This is a genomic window from Shewanella sp. MM_2022_3 (assembly GCF_022557375.1).
Taxonomy (GTDB): Bacteria; Pseudomonadota; Gammaproteobacteria; order Enterobacterales; family Shewanellaceae; genus Shewanella; species Shewanella xiamenensis.
The window spans coordinates 25847-43065 of sequence record NZ_JAKZGV010000038.1; the positions used below are offsets into that span (position 1 = coordinate 25847).

The 17219-nt window shown below is 46.9% G+C and carries 12 protein-coding genes; 7 read left to right on the forward strand and 5 right to left on the reverse strand.

Annotated elements, in window-relative coordinates:
* Nucleotides 1–8: 8 nt before the first annotated feature.
* Complete coding sequence (locus MMG82_RS16190) at nt 9–563, reverse strand: cache domain-containing protein (protein ID WP_047533938.1); 555 nt, start codon at nt 561–563, stop codon at nt 9–11.
* 184 nt (nt 564–747) lie between these two features.
* Complete coding sequence (locus MMG82_RS16195) at nt 748–2208, reverse strand: aminoacyl-histidine dipeptidase (RefSeq protein WP_047533941.1); 1461 nt, start codon at nt 2206–2208, stop codon at nt 748–750.
* Nucleotides 2209–2426: 218 nt separating this feature from the next.
* Here MMG82_RS16195 and MMG82_RS16200 point away from each other — a divergent pair, with 218 nt between their 5' ends.
* The 5 genes from MMG82_RS16200 to MMG82_RS16220 all read left to right on the forward strand — a co-directional run bounded on the left by MMG82_RS16200 (nt 2427) and on the right by MMG82_RS16220 (nt 11334).
* Entirely contained in the window at nt 2427–3965 is a 1539-nt protein-coding gene (locus MMG82_RS16200) for a leucyl aminopeptidase family protein (RefSeq protein WP_047533942.1), read from the forward strand.
* 919 nt (nt 3966–4884) lie between these two features.
* Nucleotides 4885–7050 carry a TonB-dependent siderophore receptor gene (locus MMG82_RS16205; protein WP_047533944.1) on the forward strand — a complete coding sequence of 722 codons (2166 nt, stop codon included), beginning with the start codon at nt 4885–4887 and terminating at the stop codon, nt 7048–7050.
* Between the two features lie 408 nt (nt 7051–7458).
* A complete protein-coding gene (locus MMG82_RS16210) occupies nt 7459–8748 on the forward strand; it encodes an NCS2 family permease (protein WP_037414991.1) in 1290 nt (429 codons plus the stop codon).
* A 177-nt stretch (nt 8749–8925) separates the two neighbouring features.
* On the forward strand, nt 8926–10044 hold the full coding sequence (gene proB / locus MMG82_RS16215) for a glutamate 5-kinase (protein ID WP_037414989.1): 1119 nt from the start codon (nt 8926–8928) through the stop codon (nt 10042–10044).
* Between the two features lie 12 nt (nt 10045–10056).
* On the forward strand, nt 10057–11334 hold the full coding sequence (locus MMG82_RS16220) for a glutamate-5-semialdehyde dehydrogenase (RefSeq protein WP_047533946.1): 1278 nt from the start codon (nt 10057–10059) through the stop codon (nt 11332–11334).
* A gap of 57 nt (nt 11335–11391) precedes the next feature.
* Here the strand turns inward: MMG82_RS16220 and MMG82_RS16225 are convergent, their stop codons facing one another.
* From MMG82_RS16225 to MMG82_RS16235, 3 genes are all read right to left on the reverse strand, one after another.
* Nucleotides 11392–11694, reverse strand: coding sequence for a hypothetical protein (locus MMG82_RS16225; RefSeq protein ID WP_037414983.1), 303 nt, complete (start codon nt 11692–11694; stop codon nt 11392–11394).
* A 110-nt stretch (nt 11695–11804) separates the two neighbouring features.
* A complete protein-coding gene (ybaK, locus tag MMG82_RS16230) occupies nt 11805–12281 on the reverse strand; it encodes a Cys-tRNA(Pro) deacylase (RefSeq protein ID WP_047533948.1) in 477 nt (158 codons plus the stop codon).
* Between the two features lie 123 nt (nt 12282–12404).
* Complete coding sequence (locus tag MMG82_RS16235; RefSeq protein WP_047533950.1) at nt 12405–13325, reverse strand: DMT family transporter; 921 nt, start codon at nt 13323–13325, stop codon at nt 12405–12407.
* 308 nt (nt 13326–13633) lie between these two features.
* On the opposite strand from MMG82_RS16235, the gene dnaK reads away from it, so the two are divergent.
* Both dnaK and dnaJ read left to right on the forward strand, forming a co-directional pair.
* On the forward strand, nt 13634–15553 hold the full coding sequence (gene dnaK, locus MMG82_RS16240; protein ID WP_047533951.1) for a molecular chaperone DnaK: 1920 nt from the start codon (nt 13634–13636) through the stop codon (nt 15551–15553).
* A 109-nt stretch (nt 15554–15662) separates the two neighbouring features.
* Nucleotides 15663–16796, forward strand: coding sequence for a molecular chaperone DnaJ (gene dnaJ, locus MMG82_RS16245; RefSeq protein ID WP_047533953.1), 1134 nt, complete (start codon nt 15663–15665; stop codon nt 16794–16796).
* Nucleotides 16797–17219: the final 423 nt, after the last annotated feature.

Below are 17219 nucleotides of genomic sequence, written 5' to 3' on the forward strand. Positions count from 1 at the left end.
GTTAGTACTTACTTGCCAAATTCATCAAGGTTAATCCCTATCGTTATTGCGCCAATGGCAGTGTCACCATCCATAACAGGGATAGATATTTGCACTAAATAGGCTTGTGAGCTGGTATCAAATTTAACGGGGCCAATATGTTTGTCCCCTTTTCCATTTGCGAAGGATTTTTGCCACTTATCTTCATCACCCTGCCAATAGTCAGAGGTTTTAGCTGTCATAGCGACGTTAGCCCCTTGATTATCCATTAGGAAAATTTCTTGGTAATAAGGCTTACTTGCTTCGAAGGTTGTTAAGAATTTGGCTGCATCATTACTCATCAATGATGACATAAAGGGATCGATACCTTCAGTGGCTATCCACTTTTGGTCGAGTTCTTTGATGGAATCTAAACTTTTTCCCTGAGCATTTTGTGCTTTTACTGCTGTAACAAGTACAGGCTCTCTTCCTAATGGCATTAAGGTGTTTGTTAAATCTATGACTTCTTGCGGCACTTCTTCGGCAAAACTCATGTGACTGATGAAAACTAATAGGGCGGCAGAAACAATTTTTCCTAGTTTCATGATCTCTTTCCTTAAGCTAGCAAGTTTATAAAGATGTAGCTAAATGCCACTAGTTTTATGGGGTTGCTAAACAACTATAGTAGAGAATCAAAATTGTTGATGGGAATTAACACCTTATTTCTATCTGAAAAAACAATAAAAAAACCGCGCATACTATGCGCGGTTGAGTCTGAGGAGAGTTTACTTAGGCCTTAGCGGGAATGCGCTCTAGCACGGCTAATAGTAGATCCCAGTACTGACCAACGGTGGCGATATTGACCATTTCATCTGGGCCGTGCGGATAACGGATGGTCGGGCCAATCGACACCATGTCCATTTCTGGATAGGGCTTTTTAAACAGACCACATTCAAGGCCCGCGTGGATCACCATAATAACCGGTTCTTTATTGTAGATTGACTCATAGGTCTCACGCACAATTGCCATCACCGGCGAAGTATTGTCTGGCTTCCAACCCGGGTAAGCGCCGCTGAGTTCAATATCTGCACCCGCTAAGTTGGTTAACGCAGTAAGCATGCCTTCAACTTGGCTACGGCCAGAATCGATGAGCGAGCGAATTAAGCAAAGAATGCTGACTTCTTCATCGTTAGTGCTGATCACACCAACGTTGAGTGAGGTTTCGGTTACGCCAGTTACTTCATCACTCATGCGCATTACCCCGTTAGGGCAAACATGCAATAAGTCGATAAGGGTATTTTGGCTGTTTTCGCTCATCACGCGTTTTGGCGTTGGGATTTCGCTCAATACTAAGCGCATATCTGGGTCGGCAATGGCCAGTTCGGCGCGGACTAAGGCTTCAAAAGCACGCACTTTTTCATTCAGTGCATCGACATTTTCAGCAGGTAACATAAAGCTGATATTGGCTTCGCGTGGGATAGCATTACGCAGTGAACCACCGGTAAATTGGGTTAACTCTAGGGCTAATTCATCGGCATTTTCGAACAGGAAGCGCGCCAAAATCTTGTTGGCGTTGCCACGACCCAAATGGATGTTGACCCCAGAGTGACCACCTTTTAAGCCCGATAAATGCAGGCTAAATGATGCATAACTTTGCTCCGACGCTTGCCATACCATAGGCAAAGTGATCTGAGCATCGACACCGCCAGCGCAGCCCATGTAGATCTCACCTTCTTGCTCTGAGTCGGTGTTGATCAGGATCTCGGCATCAAGCATACCTGCTTGCAGGCCAAAGGCGCCTGTCATACCGGCTTCTTCGTCAATGGTGAGCAGTACTTCGAGTGGACCGTGCTTGATGTCATCTGAGCCTAAAATCGCTAAGGCCGATGCCATACCAATGCCATTGTCGGCGCCTAAGGTTGTGCCTTTGGCTTTTACCCAGTCACCGTCAACATAGGCTTCGATAGGATCTTTGGTAAAGTCATGCACTTTGTCGGCATTTTTTTGCGGCACCATATCGATATGGGCTTGGATCACAACGACTTTACGATCTTCCATTCCCGCAGTTGCGGGTTTGCGAATGATTAAATTGCCGACGGCATCTTCTACTACATCGAGTTGTTTGCTCTTAGCCCAGGCTTGGATGTGTTGGCTGAGTGCTTGTTCATGTTTGGAAGGGTGGGGAATCGCACAGATTTGTTCGAACCATTGCCATAAAGGCTGTGGGTATAACTGACTTAGCGCTGTCACAGAAGGTCCCTCATCAGGTCTTGTGGGTATGGGGCAAATTTGCGCTAATCCTAACACATTCTGCTCGGGCGATTAATCATCTCGATAACTCCGTGTGCGTTTGTGGCAGCGAAAGTTGCCACCCTCTGTATTTTCGATAGTGTCAAAGCGATTTTTTGATTGGTAATTAAGCGTTATAGCGGGAATAATGCTGGCACAATAATGAAAAAGGATGGGTCATGTTTCAAGTTAACTTTATTGATGTACAAGCAGAAAATGCCATTTTTGATGGCGAAGGTTGGGATGCGGTTGTGGTGGTCACACCGGATCTCGTTTCTATCGGAATTGATGAGATCAGTTTGTTGGCCGAGCACGGTGCTAAGGTCGATAAGCGGGTTGGTAAGAGCCCGACGTTACTATTTGCACCGGGTTTAGCCGGTGGCCGTTTAATCATAGCGCCCATCACTCAAGTGACTGATGATTATGCCGATGTGCGTATTTATGGCGATGCGGCAAGAGTTGCGATTGCTATTGCCAAAGACGCGGGTGCTAAGCGTCCGCTGCTTTATGTTGTTCCTTCAGCAACCCCTAAGTTTGGTTTTGCGACCGAAGTCGCGGCGTTGGCCTGTGGTCAAGAATTATGGCAAACCTTAGAGTTACGTGAGGCGACAGGCTTAACGCCGGCCTTTGAAGCGATAGGTTTATTGTCGTTATCATCTGAAAAGAGTCAATTGCTCAACGCATTAGAAGCAGGCCGCGTATTAGCGCGGGATTTATGTGGCACTGAACCTGAGCGTATGTCGGCGAAGGCCTTTGCTGAATATTGTTTGCAAGCCTTTAAAGGCAGCGTTATTAAAACTGCAGTGGTGGAAGATAGGGATATTCTCGAGCGAGATTATCCACTATTAAGTGCGGTGGCGCGCTCTTCCTTTGCGGTTGGCCGTCATCAACCGCGGGTGGTGAAACTCGAATATCTGCCCGAAGGTGAGATTACTCGTACCTTCTTATTTGCTGGCAAAGGCGTGGTCTACGATACGGGCGGCGCCGATCTGAAAGTCGGTGGCGCAATGGCCGGCATGAGCCGCGATAAAGGCGGCGCCTCTGCTGTGGCTGGGTTATTTAAAACCTTGTCTATGCTCAAGCCTGAAGGGATCCGCGTAATTGCCGAACTGGGTTTAGTGCGTAATAGCATTGGCAGCGAAGCGTTTGTCACCGACGAAATTATCACCAGCCATGGGGGCGTGCGGGTACGCATTGGTAATACCGACGCTGAAGGTCGTTTAGTGCTGGCTGATTTGCTCAGTCATCTGCGTATTAAAGCGGTAACGGCTGTTAAGCCTGAGCTGTTTTCGGTTGCGACGCTCACGGGACATGTGGTGCGCTGCTATGGTAATTATCCCGCAGCAGTTGAAAATGCGGTCGCCAGTGGTGCACTGTGCGCGCAGACACTTGCGTCACAAGCGAGCCACTGGGGCGAACCCTTTGAGGTTTCCACATTACGCCGTGAGGATTTTGCCAAGATCCGCGAAGTGTCTGGGGCGGCTGATATTTTATCTTCAAACAATGCGCCGTCTTCAGTAACTGCCCGCGGGCATCAATATCCTGCAGCCTTTCTACTTAAGGCGTCAGGTCTATTTGAACACGGTGTTAATGCCGCTATTCCTTTAGCTTATACACACTTAGATATTGCTGGCAGTGCAACTGAGGGCGATCCGCTCTACGGTAAACCCACTGCCAGCCCCTTGGTTAGTTTGTATCAATATCTGATCAATCGTTAACGAAATAACGTAACAAATAGAAATAATTTTGTAATATCTTATTTATTAGGTGGTTACAGGGTTATTTCTGTTTTTATGTGATGCAGGTCGCCAATATTTTTGATGGTTTGTGTAATTTAATTACATTAAAAAGCCTTAATCAAAATAAATACAAAAAAAGCTTGTAATAAAACTACGAAAACATATAATAGTTTTCGTGGACAGGGCATTAAGCCTTTCCCCTCTAGTCTATCCAGGATGGATACCCTTCTCCAAGGACCCGAGTGACAAGTCGTCTCAACGGATTTGAGAATCTCTAGTTCCAAGGAACCGAGCCAAGCTTTACTAGAGTACTTAATCTCAACTTTACTTAGGAGTAATTGACTATGTCTTATACAGGCAACAACCATTTTTATTGGCAAAATACTTGGTTTAACACTGATGTTTTGCGTGGCGGTTTATTCGCTATGAGCTTTAAGGGCTAACTATCCCTTTAAATCTAGTTTCCATCATCCATCAACCTTTGTATCGCCTTTTTGGGCGTGTTTAGACTCAAGTAGCATATCGGTGTTTTTGCATGGGTATGCCAGGTTTTTCCCGCTAGCGCGGTAATGTACTTCCCCGAAAGGGACGCTTGAAACATGTCTTGCCTGCTCATTGAGCAGGCTTTTTTTTAGCTTTTTTCTGTCGTTATGACGCAATGCCTCTCATTCCTTCCCATAAACGTAAAATTTTTTGCGGCCATCTTGCGATGACTACTCTTCGCAATAGTTAATTTAATTAGTTGTTTTTAAAACATAAAACCTTGTCATTAATCTATTCATCTTTTTGTACGACTTAAGAATGATGAATTTGTTACATTTGTCACATAAAATACAAATGCAAATCGTTCTCAATGGTGTTACCGTATGCGCACCTTGACGAAACTTGCTGAACGACTATGCGTTTTAATCTACTTCCTCTGGCGGCTGCGGTCACACTAGCCTTGAATCCTTTGGCATTGATGGCCGAAGAACAAACCTCTTCTAAAACAGAGGCACAAGATCAAAATATCGAAAAAATCACAGTGATGGGTAAATACACTGTGAGTCGCAATATTGATACCGCGACAGGTCTAGGACTCACATTACGAGAAACGCCTCAGTCGGTCAGCATCATGACGGCAGATCGGATTGAAGATCAGGCATTAAATACTGTGGTCGACGTGGTGAATAACACTGTGGGCTTATCATCTTCAAAAACCGATAATGTGCGTAACGGTTTTTCGGCCCGCGGTTTTACCGTGCAAAACTATCAAATTGATGGAGTGCCTTTATCTTGGAGTTTAGGCGGTGATGCTGGCGAAACGGTATCGGATGTGTCTATCTATGAGCGTGTTGAAGTTGTGCGTGGCGCTACCGGATTATTAACCGGCGCTGGCGATCCTTCTGCCTCGATTAACTTAGTGCGTAAGCATGCTGACAGTTCTGATCTTAAAGGTTATGTGGATGTCGCCACTGGAAGTTGGGATAAAAAACAAGTCACCGCGGATGTGTCTAATGGTTTGAATGACGACGGCAGTGTGCGTGGCCGTTTGGTCGCTAAGTATGTGAATAGCGATTCCTATCAAGATCTATATCAAGACCGTAAAACCATTCTCTATGGTGTTGTCGATAGCGATATCACCGCCAACACTTTACTGCGTGTCGGTGGTAGCTATAACCACAACGATCCGAAGGGGGCGATGTGGGGCGCGTTGCCCGCCGTCTTTAGCGATGGTTCTGCCACAGATTGGGATACATCGACCACTACAGCCGCCGATTGGAGCCGCTGGGAAACTAAAAACATTAACTACTTTGCTAACCTAAATCATTACTTTAGCAATGGCTGGCAATTGGTGGCTAACTACAACCGCATGGAATATGAAACCACCACTAAGATGATTTACATGTCGGGTTTACTCGATAAAGACACGGGGGCGGGGCTTAGTGGTCAGCGTTATCACAGCCATGGTGAAAGTAACTCGAATAACTTTGATGTGCAGCTTAAAGGCGACTATGACCTCTTTGGTCAAACCCATGAGTTTGTGACGGGGGCTTTGTATAGTAAGCAAAAATCCTACGCTGATACCTATGAGCCTATCCGTGACAATATGACGGGTTGGGACTCACAAGTGGTCGATAACTTCTACGAATGGCAACAAAATCAGTTTGCTGAGCCTGAATGGTCGAGCAACGCGAACCGTCAGCTCAATATGGATACCGAGCAAAAAGGCTTTTATGCGGCGACCCGCCTGACCATTACCGATGATTTTAAACTGATTGCCGGTGGACGTATTTCAAGCTGGAACCGTGAAGGCGTGAGCTATGGTACCGATACTAACTTTGGCGATGATGGCGTGTTTGTGCCCTATGTTGGCGCCTTGTACGATATCAATGACGCGCATCGTATTTACGCCAGTTATACCGGGATTTTTAATCCGCAGAATAATTTCGATGCCGATCAAAATTACCTCGATCCATTAGAGGGCAAAGCCTACGAATTAGGTCTGAAGAGTGCTTATCTTGACGATCGTCTACATACCACTGTAGCCGTGTTCCAAATTGACCAAGATAACTTGGCAACCTTAGCCGGAACGATTTATATCGGTGGTAAACCCGTGAATTACTATGAGGCCGCACAAGGCACAAAGAGTAAGGGTTTTGAGCTAGAAGTGGTGGGTGAGCCTGCCGATGGCTGGAATATCTCTGCGGGTTACTCGCAATTTAATGCCGAAGATGCAGAGGGTAAGCGAGTCGCAACTACCAGTCCGCAGAAGCAATTTAAACTGTTTACCACCTATCAATTTGTGGGCTTATTGCCTGAGTTAACCATAGGTGGTGGAGTGAATTGGCAAAGTGACAGTTACTCAGATGTCAGTGATGTGGCAATTAAGCAGGATGCTTACTCCCTAGTGAATCTGATGGCGCGCTACGATCTGGCTGAGAATATGGATCTACAGGTTAACGTAGAGAATCTGCTGGATGAGAAATATTATGCCTATATGTCAGCGTCTGGCCTAGCATACAGTGTGTATCACTACGGTGCTCCACGTAACTTTACCGTCAGCTTTAACTATCGCTTTTAAGCATTTTCCCCGTTGAACTCAAAAAGCCGGTGCCCTTAAGGGCGCCGGCTTTTTGCTATCGACTTAAATCCCATTGGCTGCGCAGATGCAGCCTAATATGCCTGTATGGGAAAACCATTGTACTGTTTTGTGATTATTTCGCTTTAAAAACAATACGCTGTTAATCCTGAACGACGTTTGAATTTTCCTAGATTAAGACTGGTATGCTAACCCCTATTTACAGTGAACTTTAATGTAAATTAAGTGCGGTGGTTTTTTGTTCTGTTTAGCGATTTCTATCAATAAAATCTCCATCAATTTTCTGGCCTGACCAGCACAAACTCCCTATAATCCCCTGCGAAAAACACCGCTACATAGTGTTTACATTTTTAGACCCTACCTACTTAAAAATAAAAGGAACCCAGTTCCATGTTAGAAAAGCTGTTCAAACTGAAACAAAATCAAACGAGCCTCAAGCAGGAAGCGATAGCAGGTTTGACAACATTTATGACGATGGCCTACATCATTTTTGTGAATCCCATGATGTTAGCCGATGCGGGTATGGATCATGGCGCCGTGTTTGTGGCTACCTGTCTAGCTGCGGCCGTAGGTTGTATCGTGATGGGGCTGATGGCGAATTATCCTATCGCGCTCGCCCCAGGTATGGGACTCAATGCCTTTTTTACCTACACCGTGGTGGGTGAGATGGGCTACAGCTGGGAAACGGCACTCGGTGCGGTTTTCTTATCGGGGATCTGCTTTCTGATCCTATCTTTAGTGCGTATTCGCGAGTGGATTGTTAACAGTATTCCTATGTCGCTGCGTATTGGTATTGCTGCGGGTATTGGTCTGTTCTTAGCGCTGATCGGCCTTAAGAGTGCAGGTATTGTGGTGGCAAGCCCTGCAACATTAGTGACCATGGGCGATATTACTGCGTTTCCGGCGGTGATGGCTGTATTAGGCTTCTTCCTCATTATCGCTATGGTGCAGCGTGGCATGAAGTCAGCGGTGATTTTAAGTATCCTGATCATTACTGGGCTTGGATTGGTATTTGGCGATGTACATTACAACGGCATCGTCTCTATGCCGCCTTCAATTGCGCCCACGTTTATGGCGATGGATTTATCCCAAGTGTTTGAAGTAACGATGCTCTCAGTGGTGTTTGCCTTCTTATTTGTGGATTTATTTGATACTTCAGGCACCTTAGTTGCGGTTGCTCAGCGTGGTGGTTTTCTCGATGAAAAAGGCCGTTTACCTCGATTAAATCGTGCCTTAACCGCTGACAGTTTAGCGACGATTGCGGGAGCAGCTTTGGGGACTTCTACCACCACCAGTTATATCGAAAGTACCGCTGGGGTGAGTGCGGGCGGTCGAACTGGCTTAACGGCGGTCGTGGTTGGTTTGCTGTTTATCTTGGCATTATTTTTATCGCCTTTAGCAGGGATGATCCCCGCCTATGCCACGGCAGGTACGCTGTTCTATGTGGCTATTCTGATGATGTCAGGGTTGGTTCACGTTGAATGGGAAGACTTAACTGAGGCTGCGCCAGTAGTCGTAGTGTGTATCCTGATGCCGCTGACCTTCTCGATTGCGACAGGGATTGCACTGGGGATTATTTCCTATGCGGCCATCAAGCTGTTAACGGGTCGGTTTAGCGATTTAAATATCGGTGTGCTGGTGCTCGCTGCGATGTTTATTGCGAAATTTATTTACGGCTGATACTTAGAACGAGTTGCCGTTTAAGGGATATTTTTTGAGGGTCATCTAATCGATGGCCCTTTTTAATGCGCGATCCCAAGCAGAATTGAAAATTTCTACCCGCATCCAGCCCTCTGACTACCAATTATCTAGCGGATTAGGTATAAGGATTGTCCGGTTATTTTCTACAAATGAATAATGAACTTAAGTGAGATAGCGTATCGCCGCGTGGTGGTGAAGTTGGGGACGAGTGTGCTGACTTCTGGCAGTAAACAGCTAGATAAAGCTCATATGGTTGAGCTTGCTCGTCAAATGGCCGCACTGATGAGATCAGGGGTCGAAGTCGTATTATGTACTTCTGGGGCAATTGCCGCAGGACGCGAACATCTCCAATACCCGGTATTGCCCGACACTATGGCTAACAAACAGTTATTAGCCGCTGTCGGGCAGAGTCAGCTTATTCTTGCTTGGGCGCAACTCTTTAGCATCTACGGTTTGCATGTGGGGCAATTGCTGCTGACCCGTGCAGACCTACACGATAGAGAGCGCTATTTGAATGCCCGCGATACGCTTAATGCCTTGCTGGCACACAATATTATCCCCATCATCAATGAAAATGATGCGGTTGCAACTAACGAAATCAAAGTGGGTGACAACGACAACTTGTCAGCGCGCGCAGCATTGCTGTGTGATGCTGATCTGTTGATTTTGTTGACGGATCAAAAGGGCTTATTCGATGCCGATCCACGCACCAATCCCAATGCCAAACTGATTTCGCAGGTTGAGAAAATTGATGACAGTTTGCGCCTGTTAGCGGGTGGTTCGGTCTCGGGGTTAGGCACCGGGGGGATGTCGACTAAGCTCGAAGCGGCCGATATCGCTCGTCGTGCGGGGATTGAAGTGGTCATTGCCTCGGGCCATCATCCTGATGTGATTAAAAAGGTGGTCGCTAAAGAATCCATTGGCACCCATTTTAGTGCGATCGAAAATCCGTTAGAGAGCCGTAAACAGTGGATTTTAGCGGGACCCGCCGCCCAAGGTTCACTGGTGCTCGATGCGGGCGCCGTTAAAGCCGTGACCGAAAAAGGTCGCAGCCTGTTATCGAAGGGCATTATTGGCGTTAAAGGGGAATTTGAACGGGGGGCAACCCTGCAATTGGTTGACCAAAAAGGCAAAATCATTGCCAGAGGCATAACCCGTTACTGTGGTGAGGCCTTAGGGTTAATTGCAGGTAAACATTCCGACGAAATCGAGTCTGTACTCGGTTACGATTATGGTGACGCAATAGTGCACCGCAACGACATGGTCGTCTTATAAGCGAGGTCTGTTTTGAGTCAAACTAATCAAGCGCAATATTTACAACAACTGGGTAGTCAAGCTAAGCAAGCCAGCTATGCCTTAGCAAATCTTAGCGCCGCACAGAAAGCGGATTTACTCGAGGCGATTGCCGAGGCCCTGACGCAGAACACTCAGGCTATTCTTGCGGCGAACGCCAAAGACGTTGTAGCCGCAAAGGCTGATGGCTTGAGTGATGCGATGATCGACCGTCTATTACTAACCGAGTCGCGCCTGGCGGGGATTATCGGTGACATCAGTGATGTGGTTCGCCTTGCCGATCCCGTTGGCGAAGAGTTCGGTAGCCGAGTGTTGGACAATGGCTTAAGGCTCACGCGCCGCCGCGTACCGCTTGGGGTGATTGGGGTTATCTATGAGGCACGGCCGAATGTGACGGTCGATATTGCGGTGTTGGCACTTAAAACCGGTAATGCGGTGATTTTACGTGGCGGAAAAGAGACCCTCGAATCCAACAAACTGATTAGTGAAGTGATCCGTGGAGCGATTGCAAGCCAAGGGCTGCCTGTCGATGCGGTGCAATTGATTGATTCTTCCGATAGGGCCTTAGTCACAGGGCTACTCAAGCTCGACCAATATGTCGATATGATTGTTCCCCGTGGCGGGCAAGCCTTACAGCGCCTTTGTGCCGAGCAAGCTACAATTCCGGTGATTTTAGGTGGCATTGGGATCTGCCATCTGTATGTCGATAAACATGCCGATCTTGAGCGGGCTCTTGAGGTGATTGCCAACGCAAAAGTGCAGCGCCCAACGGTATGCAACGCTCTGGATACCTTGCTGGTGGATAACGCTGTTGCCGAGCGCTTTGTGCCACAAATTGCCGAATACTTACATCGTTTAGGTGTGCGTTTTTCGGTGTGCGAACAAAGCTATACACTGCTCGATGGGTTGGGGTTTGATATTTCCCCGGCAACGGAGCAAAGCTTTGCGACCGAATGGTTATCTTTGACCTTAGGCATTAAAGTGGTGAGTGATATTGATGCAGCAATTGCCCATATCCGTACCTATTCCAGTGGGCACTCTGAGGCGATTCTGACCGATGATATCCATGCTGCAACGTATTTTATGAATGAGGTTAATTCGGCCGCTGTGTATGTAAATGCCAGTACCCGCTTTACCGATGGCGGCCAATTTGGCCTAGGTGCCGAGGTGGCTGTAAGTACGCAAAAGCTCCATGCCCGTGGTCCAATGGGGCTTGAGGCGCTAACCACCTATAAGTGGTTAGCGTGGGGCGATTATACGAGTCGTTCATAGCCTGATTGGTACACTAAAAAGCCGCTGAAAGCGGCTTTTTAGTGGTAAATCTTTATCTTAGTGGATAAGTGGGGTATAGGTGGCAATCAGCCATAAACATACAAAAGCGATTGACATCACTGTGGTGAATTTTCGAAAGGGCCGGATATATTCCAAGGTATAGAGAAAATACTTCTCTTGCACTTTGCGAGTCAGTAATACCGACGGAAGTAAAAAACTGCAATAGAGCATCACAACCATGGTGGTAAAACCATTCCCCCAAAAATGCTCGTAGATAAAAAGGGCGATACACACCAGCATGGCAACCCAACCGATAGGGGTTATGCCATCTTCTTGATTCCAATGGGTTGATTTTTCCATATGACTATCCTTAGTCACTTAACCGATTGTTTAATTTATAGACGGTTAAGGGGGGCTTTTCAATGATTTTATGGATAGCGTGTAAAAGAATTTTCTAGACCGAGTTTAAGTTATAGGGTTTTAATATCGGCAAATGATCCGCGGCACAACTTCGCTAAGTCATTTGCAGCGAGACATATCTCAAGCCCACGGCGACCAGCACTGACATAGATTTTGTCAAATTGCTTCGCACTTTCATCAATCAGCGTTGGCAGTTGCTTCTTTTGCGCTAACGGGCTGATCCCTCCAACCAAATAGCCGGAAGACTTTTGCGCTAAATCCGCATCGGCCATTTGCAGTTTTTTCTGGCCTAAACATTTGGCTACGGCTTTTAAATTGAGTTGATGATCAACTGGAACGAGCGCAACTGCAAGCGGCGGATGAGCTTTATCGATCGCGACCAGTAAGGTTTTAAATACCTGCGCGGGAGCGAGGCCTAACACATTGGCGGCTTCTTCGCCGTAGGCGGCGCAGTGTGGGTCGTGGCTGTATTCTAAGATTTCAAAGGGGATTTTGGCTTTCTTTGCCATTTGTACGGCAGGTGTCATGCTTTACTCCTTGCGTCAATTTCTGGGGCAATAAAAGTCCGCCATAGTAGCTCTTTATTGGCGTTTAAAATGTTAGCTCGGGCATAAATTATCTATACCCGAGTAAGGCACCTTATCCGTTGCTTAGTCCGCAAGTTTGGTATTGAGTTTGGTTTTGCGCTCCAGATAGCGCGGGAATAATTGCTGCAACATCATGCCGCTTAAAATAAAGCCTAGGCCAATGTAGGTTGCGGTGGCGATGGTTTCTTGCAAAATCCAAGCAATAAAACCAATGGACATCACCGGCGATAAAAATACTAAGGTGCTGATATTGGCGGTACGAGTCGCAGTTTTAAGCGCCATTAACCAGAGTACAAAGGTAATCCCCATTTCAAATAAGCCGACATACATCCCCGCCATTACGGCTTTAATGCTAAAGCTAGGGAGCGTATCGGTAAGTAACAGCGTGATGGTAATAAAGGGTAAACCGATTAAAAAGCTCAACAGTAGGCTGACGACGGGGTCGCCTTGATCTTTGGTGTTCACAATCCAATATAGGCACCAGAGCAGGGTGCTAGTCAGCGCCAGCCCAATGCCAAGGGGGCTATCGAAGCGAAAACCGCTGATATCGCCGCCGGTGGCAATAATAAATACCCCAGAGTAGGCAATCAGTGCCGCAATCATATCGCTCTTACGCAAATGTTGTTTTAGCAGTGGCGCAGCTAACAGCGGTAGCAATACCGCCCACGTGTAATTAAGTGACAGTGCCTGCTGGGCGGGTAATAGTGAATAGGCTTTAAACAGCACCACATAATAAAGAAAGGGATTAATCAGCCCAGTGATCAGATAAAAAGTCGGGCGACGCAACAGCTGCGCTTTAAGTAGCGGTAGCTTTTTTTGCCAAGCGAGAATGGCGCCTAGAGCGACGATAGAGGTGAGTACCGCCACAAATACCAGTTGTAGTGGTGTGTAAAATCCAAGGGCAATTTTAAAGGCGGTTGCCACCGTCGACCAGAGGAATACCGCACCCATGCCGTACACATACGCCAAATTTGAAGATTTCACACTCTTACCTTATGCACTTAAACCGCCACTCAATGTGCGCAGATTGAATAACAGCTATTGTTGATATGCAAGCGGATTTTACCGTTTTGAATATTTTATACAGCTGAGTTTTTCGAAAAGATAAATCAGAAAATTTTTTGTATGGCCCTTGTAATTAAATTCCCTGTCCCAATATAGGTGTTAAGGCAAAGAAAGTGGCCAGCGGTGATGATAGTTAATAGGCACCGTGGACTTGAAAAAAATGCGTCCGGCCCCATATCAAAACCAACTTATTAATTTAGTTTGACAGAAATTTTTCGGAGGACCTCATGGGTAAAATTATTGGTATCGACTTAGGCACAACAAACTCTTGTGTAGCTGTCCTCGATGGTGGCAAAGCACGCGTATTAGAAAATGCTGAAGGCGATCGCACAACCCCGTCTATCATCGCCTACACCGACGATGAGACTATTGTGGGCCAGCCAGCAAAACGCCAAGCTGTAACAAACCCAAATAACACATTCTTCGCGATCAAGCGTTTGATCGGTCGTCGCTTTAAAGATGACGAAGTTCAACGTGACGTGAACATCATGCCATTCAAAATCATCCAAGCCGACAACGGTGATGCTTGGGTTGAATCACGTGGCAACAAAATGGCTCCACCACAAGTTTCTGCTGAAATCTTGAAAAAGATGAAGAAAACAGCAGAAGACTTCTTAGGTGAAGAAGTGACAGAAGCGGTAATTACCGTTCCTGCATACTTTAACGATTCACAACGTCAAGCCACTAAAGATGCTGGCCGCATCGCAGGTCTTGAAGTTAAACGTATTATCAACGAACCAACGGCTGCTGCTCTGGCCTACGGTATCGACAAGAAGCAAGGCGACAACATCGTTGCAGTGTACGACTTAGGTGGTGGTACATTCGATATCTCTATCATCGAAATCGACAGCAACGACGGCGACCAAACCTTCGAAGTATTAGCGACTAACGGTGACACTCACTTAGGTGGTGAAGACTTTGACAACCGTTTAATCAACTACTTAGCTGACGAATTCAAGAAAGAGCAAGGCTTAGATCTGCGTAAAGATCCATTAGCAATGCAACGTCTGAAAGAAGCGGCTGAAAAGGCGAAGATTGAGCTTTCAAGCACCAACCAAACTGAAGTGAACCTGCCATACATCACTGCCGATGCAACAGGTCCTAAGCACTTAGTGGTGAAAATCACCCGTGCTAAGTTAGAGTCACTGGTTGAAGACTTAATCATTCGTACCTTAGAGCCATTAAAAGTGGCACTGGCTGACGCTGACTTATCAGTATCAGACATTAACGAAGTGATTTTAGTGGGCGGTCAAACCCGTATGCCTAAGGTTCAAGAAGCGGTTTCTAACTTCTTCGGTAAAGAACCTCGTAAAGACGTAAACCCAGACGAAGCCGTAGCCGTAGGTGCTGCGATTCAAGCGGGCGTACTGTCAGGCGACGTGAAAGACGTTCTGCTGTTAGACGTAACACCACTGTCTCTGGGTATCGAAACCATGGGCAGCGTAATGACCAAGCTGATTGAGAAAAACACTACTATTCCGACTAAGGCACAGCAAGTGTTCTCAACAGCCGATGACAACCAAAGTGCAGTAACCATTCACGTACTGCAAGGTGAGCGTAAGCAAGCGAGCGCGAACAAGTCATTAGGTCAATTTAACTTAGACGGTATTGAGCCAGCACCACGTGGCATGCCACAAATCGAAGTGATGTTCGATATCGACGCTGACGGTATTCTGCATGTTTCTGCCACCGACAAGAAAACCGGTAAGAAACAAAACATCACCATCAAAGCTTCTTCAGGCTTAAGCGAAGAAGAAGTGGCGCAAATGGTACGTGATGCTGAAGCCCACGCTGAAGAAGACAAGAAGTTTGAAGAGTTAGTGCAATCTCGCAACCAAGCTGACGGCTTAGTTCACGCAACTAAGAAACAAGTTGAAGAAGCGGGCGATGCACTGCCAAGCGAAGACAAAGCTAAGATTGAAGCGGCAATGAGCGCGGTTGAAACTGCTGTAAAAGGCAACGACAAAGAAGCCATTGAAAAAGCGACTCAAGCGCTGATTGAAGCGTCTGCTAAGCTGATGGAAATCGCTCAGGCTAAAGCTCAAACTCAAGGTGGCGCACAAGAAGGTGCTGCTAAACAGTCTAACGCGACTGCCGATGACGTTGTCGATGCTGAATTTGAAGAAGTGAAAGACGACAAGAAATAACATTTGCTTTCAATCAAATTGATTGATTTCAAATAGTTAATTTCTAGGCGGGCGTTACGGGGAAACCCTAACGCCCGTTCGTTCAACTTAAGCTGAGAAGCATGAGATTATGTCAAAGCGAGATTATTACGAAGTATTAGGCGTTGGTCGTGACGCCAGCGAACGTGAAATTAAAAAAGCCTACAAGCGTTTGGCGATGAAGTTTCACCCCGACCGCAACCCTGGCGATAAAACTGCCGAAGCGAGCTTCAAAGAAGTCAAAGAAGCCTACGAAATCCTTACCGATGCTAACAAAAAAGCGGCCTATGACCAATTTGGTCATGCGGGTGTGGATCCCAATCGCGGCGGTGGTGGTGGCTACGGCGGCGCGGGAGATTTCGGTGATATTTTCGGTGATGTCTTTGGCGATATTTTCGGCGGTGGACGTCGTGGCGGTCAACGCCAAGCAGCCCGCGGCTCAGATTTACGTTACAACCTAGAGTTATCACTGGAAGAAGCCGTAAAAGGCCTCACCAAAGAACTGCGTATTCCAACCTTAGCCAGCTGTGATGTGTGTGACGGCAGCGGTGCGAAAAAAGGCACGTCGGCGACCACCTGTACAACCTGTCATGGTCAAGGCCAAGTGCAAATGCGCCAAGGTTTCTTTACCGTGCAACAGCCTTGTCCAACCTGCCATGGTCGCGGCAAGATCATTAAAGATCCTTGCACTAAGTGCCATGGCGATGGCCGTGTCGAAAAAACGAAGACACTGTCAGTTAAGATCCCAGCAGGTGTCGACACTGGCGACCGTATTCGTTTAGCGGGTGAAGGTGAAGCGGGCGAGTTTGGCGCCCCAGCGGGCGATTTATACGTTCAGGTCAGTGTGCGTGAACATGCCATCTTTGTTCGCGATGGCAACAACCTCTACTGCGAAGTGCCGATTTCATTCAGTAAAGCGGCGCTCGGTGGTGAGATTGAAGTGCCAACACTGGACGGTAAAGTCAGCTTGAAGATCCCAGCCGAAACTCAAACGGGCCGTATGTTCCGTCTGCGTGGTAAAGGGGTTAAATCGGTTCGCAGCCATGCCGTTGGCGACTTGCTCTGCAAAGTCGTGATGGAAACGCCAGTTAACCTCAACGAGCGTCAGAAAGAATTACTGCGTGAGTTTGAAGCGACCTTAACCGGCGAATCAAAGAAGCACAGCCCAAAGGCTGAAGGCTTTTTCGATGGCGTGAAGAAGTTCTTCCAAGACCTAAATAGCTAATTAGGTTGGGTGGTGCAGCTGTTATATTAGTTAGCAGCGCACTAGATAAATAAAGCCTCGCAGTGTTTAACACTAGCGGGGCTTTTTTATGCTTAATTGCATGCTCAAATTTCAAACTCTGTCCGCAGCAATCAATTAAGCACAGTCATTTCAGTGACTCGCCTGACTATGGGGTAAAAATAAGTCATCCTGAGGGCTCGATGACGGCATATGCTGCGTATGGATGTGCGAATGCCGCGATCACATGGTCAATGATGCTCCCGGCATCATAGTGACATTTCCCATATCCCTATGGGTCAGATGTGAATGAGCGACCATGCCGTCAACACTAGCGGGGCTTTTTTATGCTTAATTGCATGCTCAAATTTCAAACTCTGTCCGCAGCAATCAATTAAGCACAGTCATTTCAGTGACTCGCCTGAC

Coding starts and splice junctions, on each gene's coding strand:
- dnaK (WP_047533951.1), top strand. CDS start 13,634: ATGGGTAAAATTATTGGTATCGACTTAGGCACAACAAACTCTTGTGTA.
- MMG82_RS16225 (WP_037414983.1), bottom strand. CDS start 11,694: ATGGAAAAATCAACCCATTGGAATCAAGAAGATGGCATAACCCCTATC.
- ybaK (WP_047533948.1), bottom strand. CDS start 12,281: ATGACACCTGCCGTACAAATGGCAAAGAAAGCCAAAATCCCCTTTGAA.
- MMG82_RS16210 (WP_037414991.1), top strand. CDS start 7,459: ATGTTAGAAAAGCTGTTCAAACTGAAACAAAATCAAACGAGCCTCAAG.
- MMG82_RS16190 (WP_047533938.1), bottom strand. CDS start 563: ATGAAACTAGGAAAAATTGTTTCTGCCGCCCTATTAGTTTTCATCAGT.
- MMG82_RS16205 (WP_047533944.1), top strand. CDS start 4,885: ATGCGTTTTAATCTACTTCCTCTGGCGGCTGCGGTCACACTAGCCTTG.
- proB (WP_037414989.1), top strand. CDS start 8,926: ATGAACTTAAGTGAGATAGCGTATCGCCGCGTGGTGGTGAAGTTGGGG.
- MMG82_RS16200 (WP_047533942.1), top strand. CDS start 2,427: ATGTTTCAAGTTAACTTTATTGATGTACAAGCAGAAAATGCCATTTTT.
- dnaJ (WP_047533953.1), top strand. CDS start 15,663: ATGTCAAAGCGAGATTATTACGAAGTATTAGGCGTTGGTCGTGACGCC.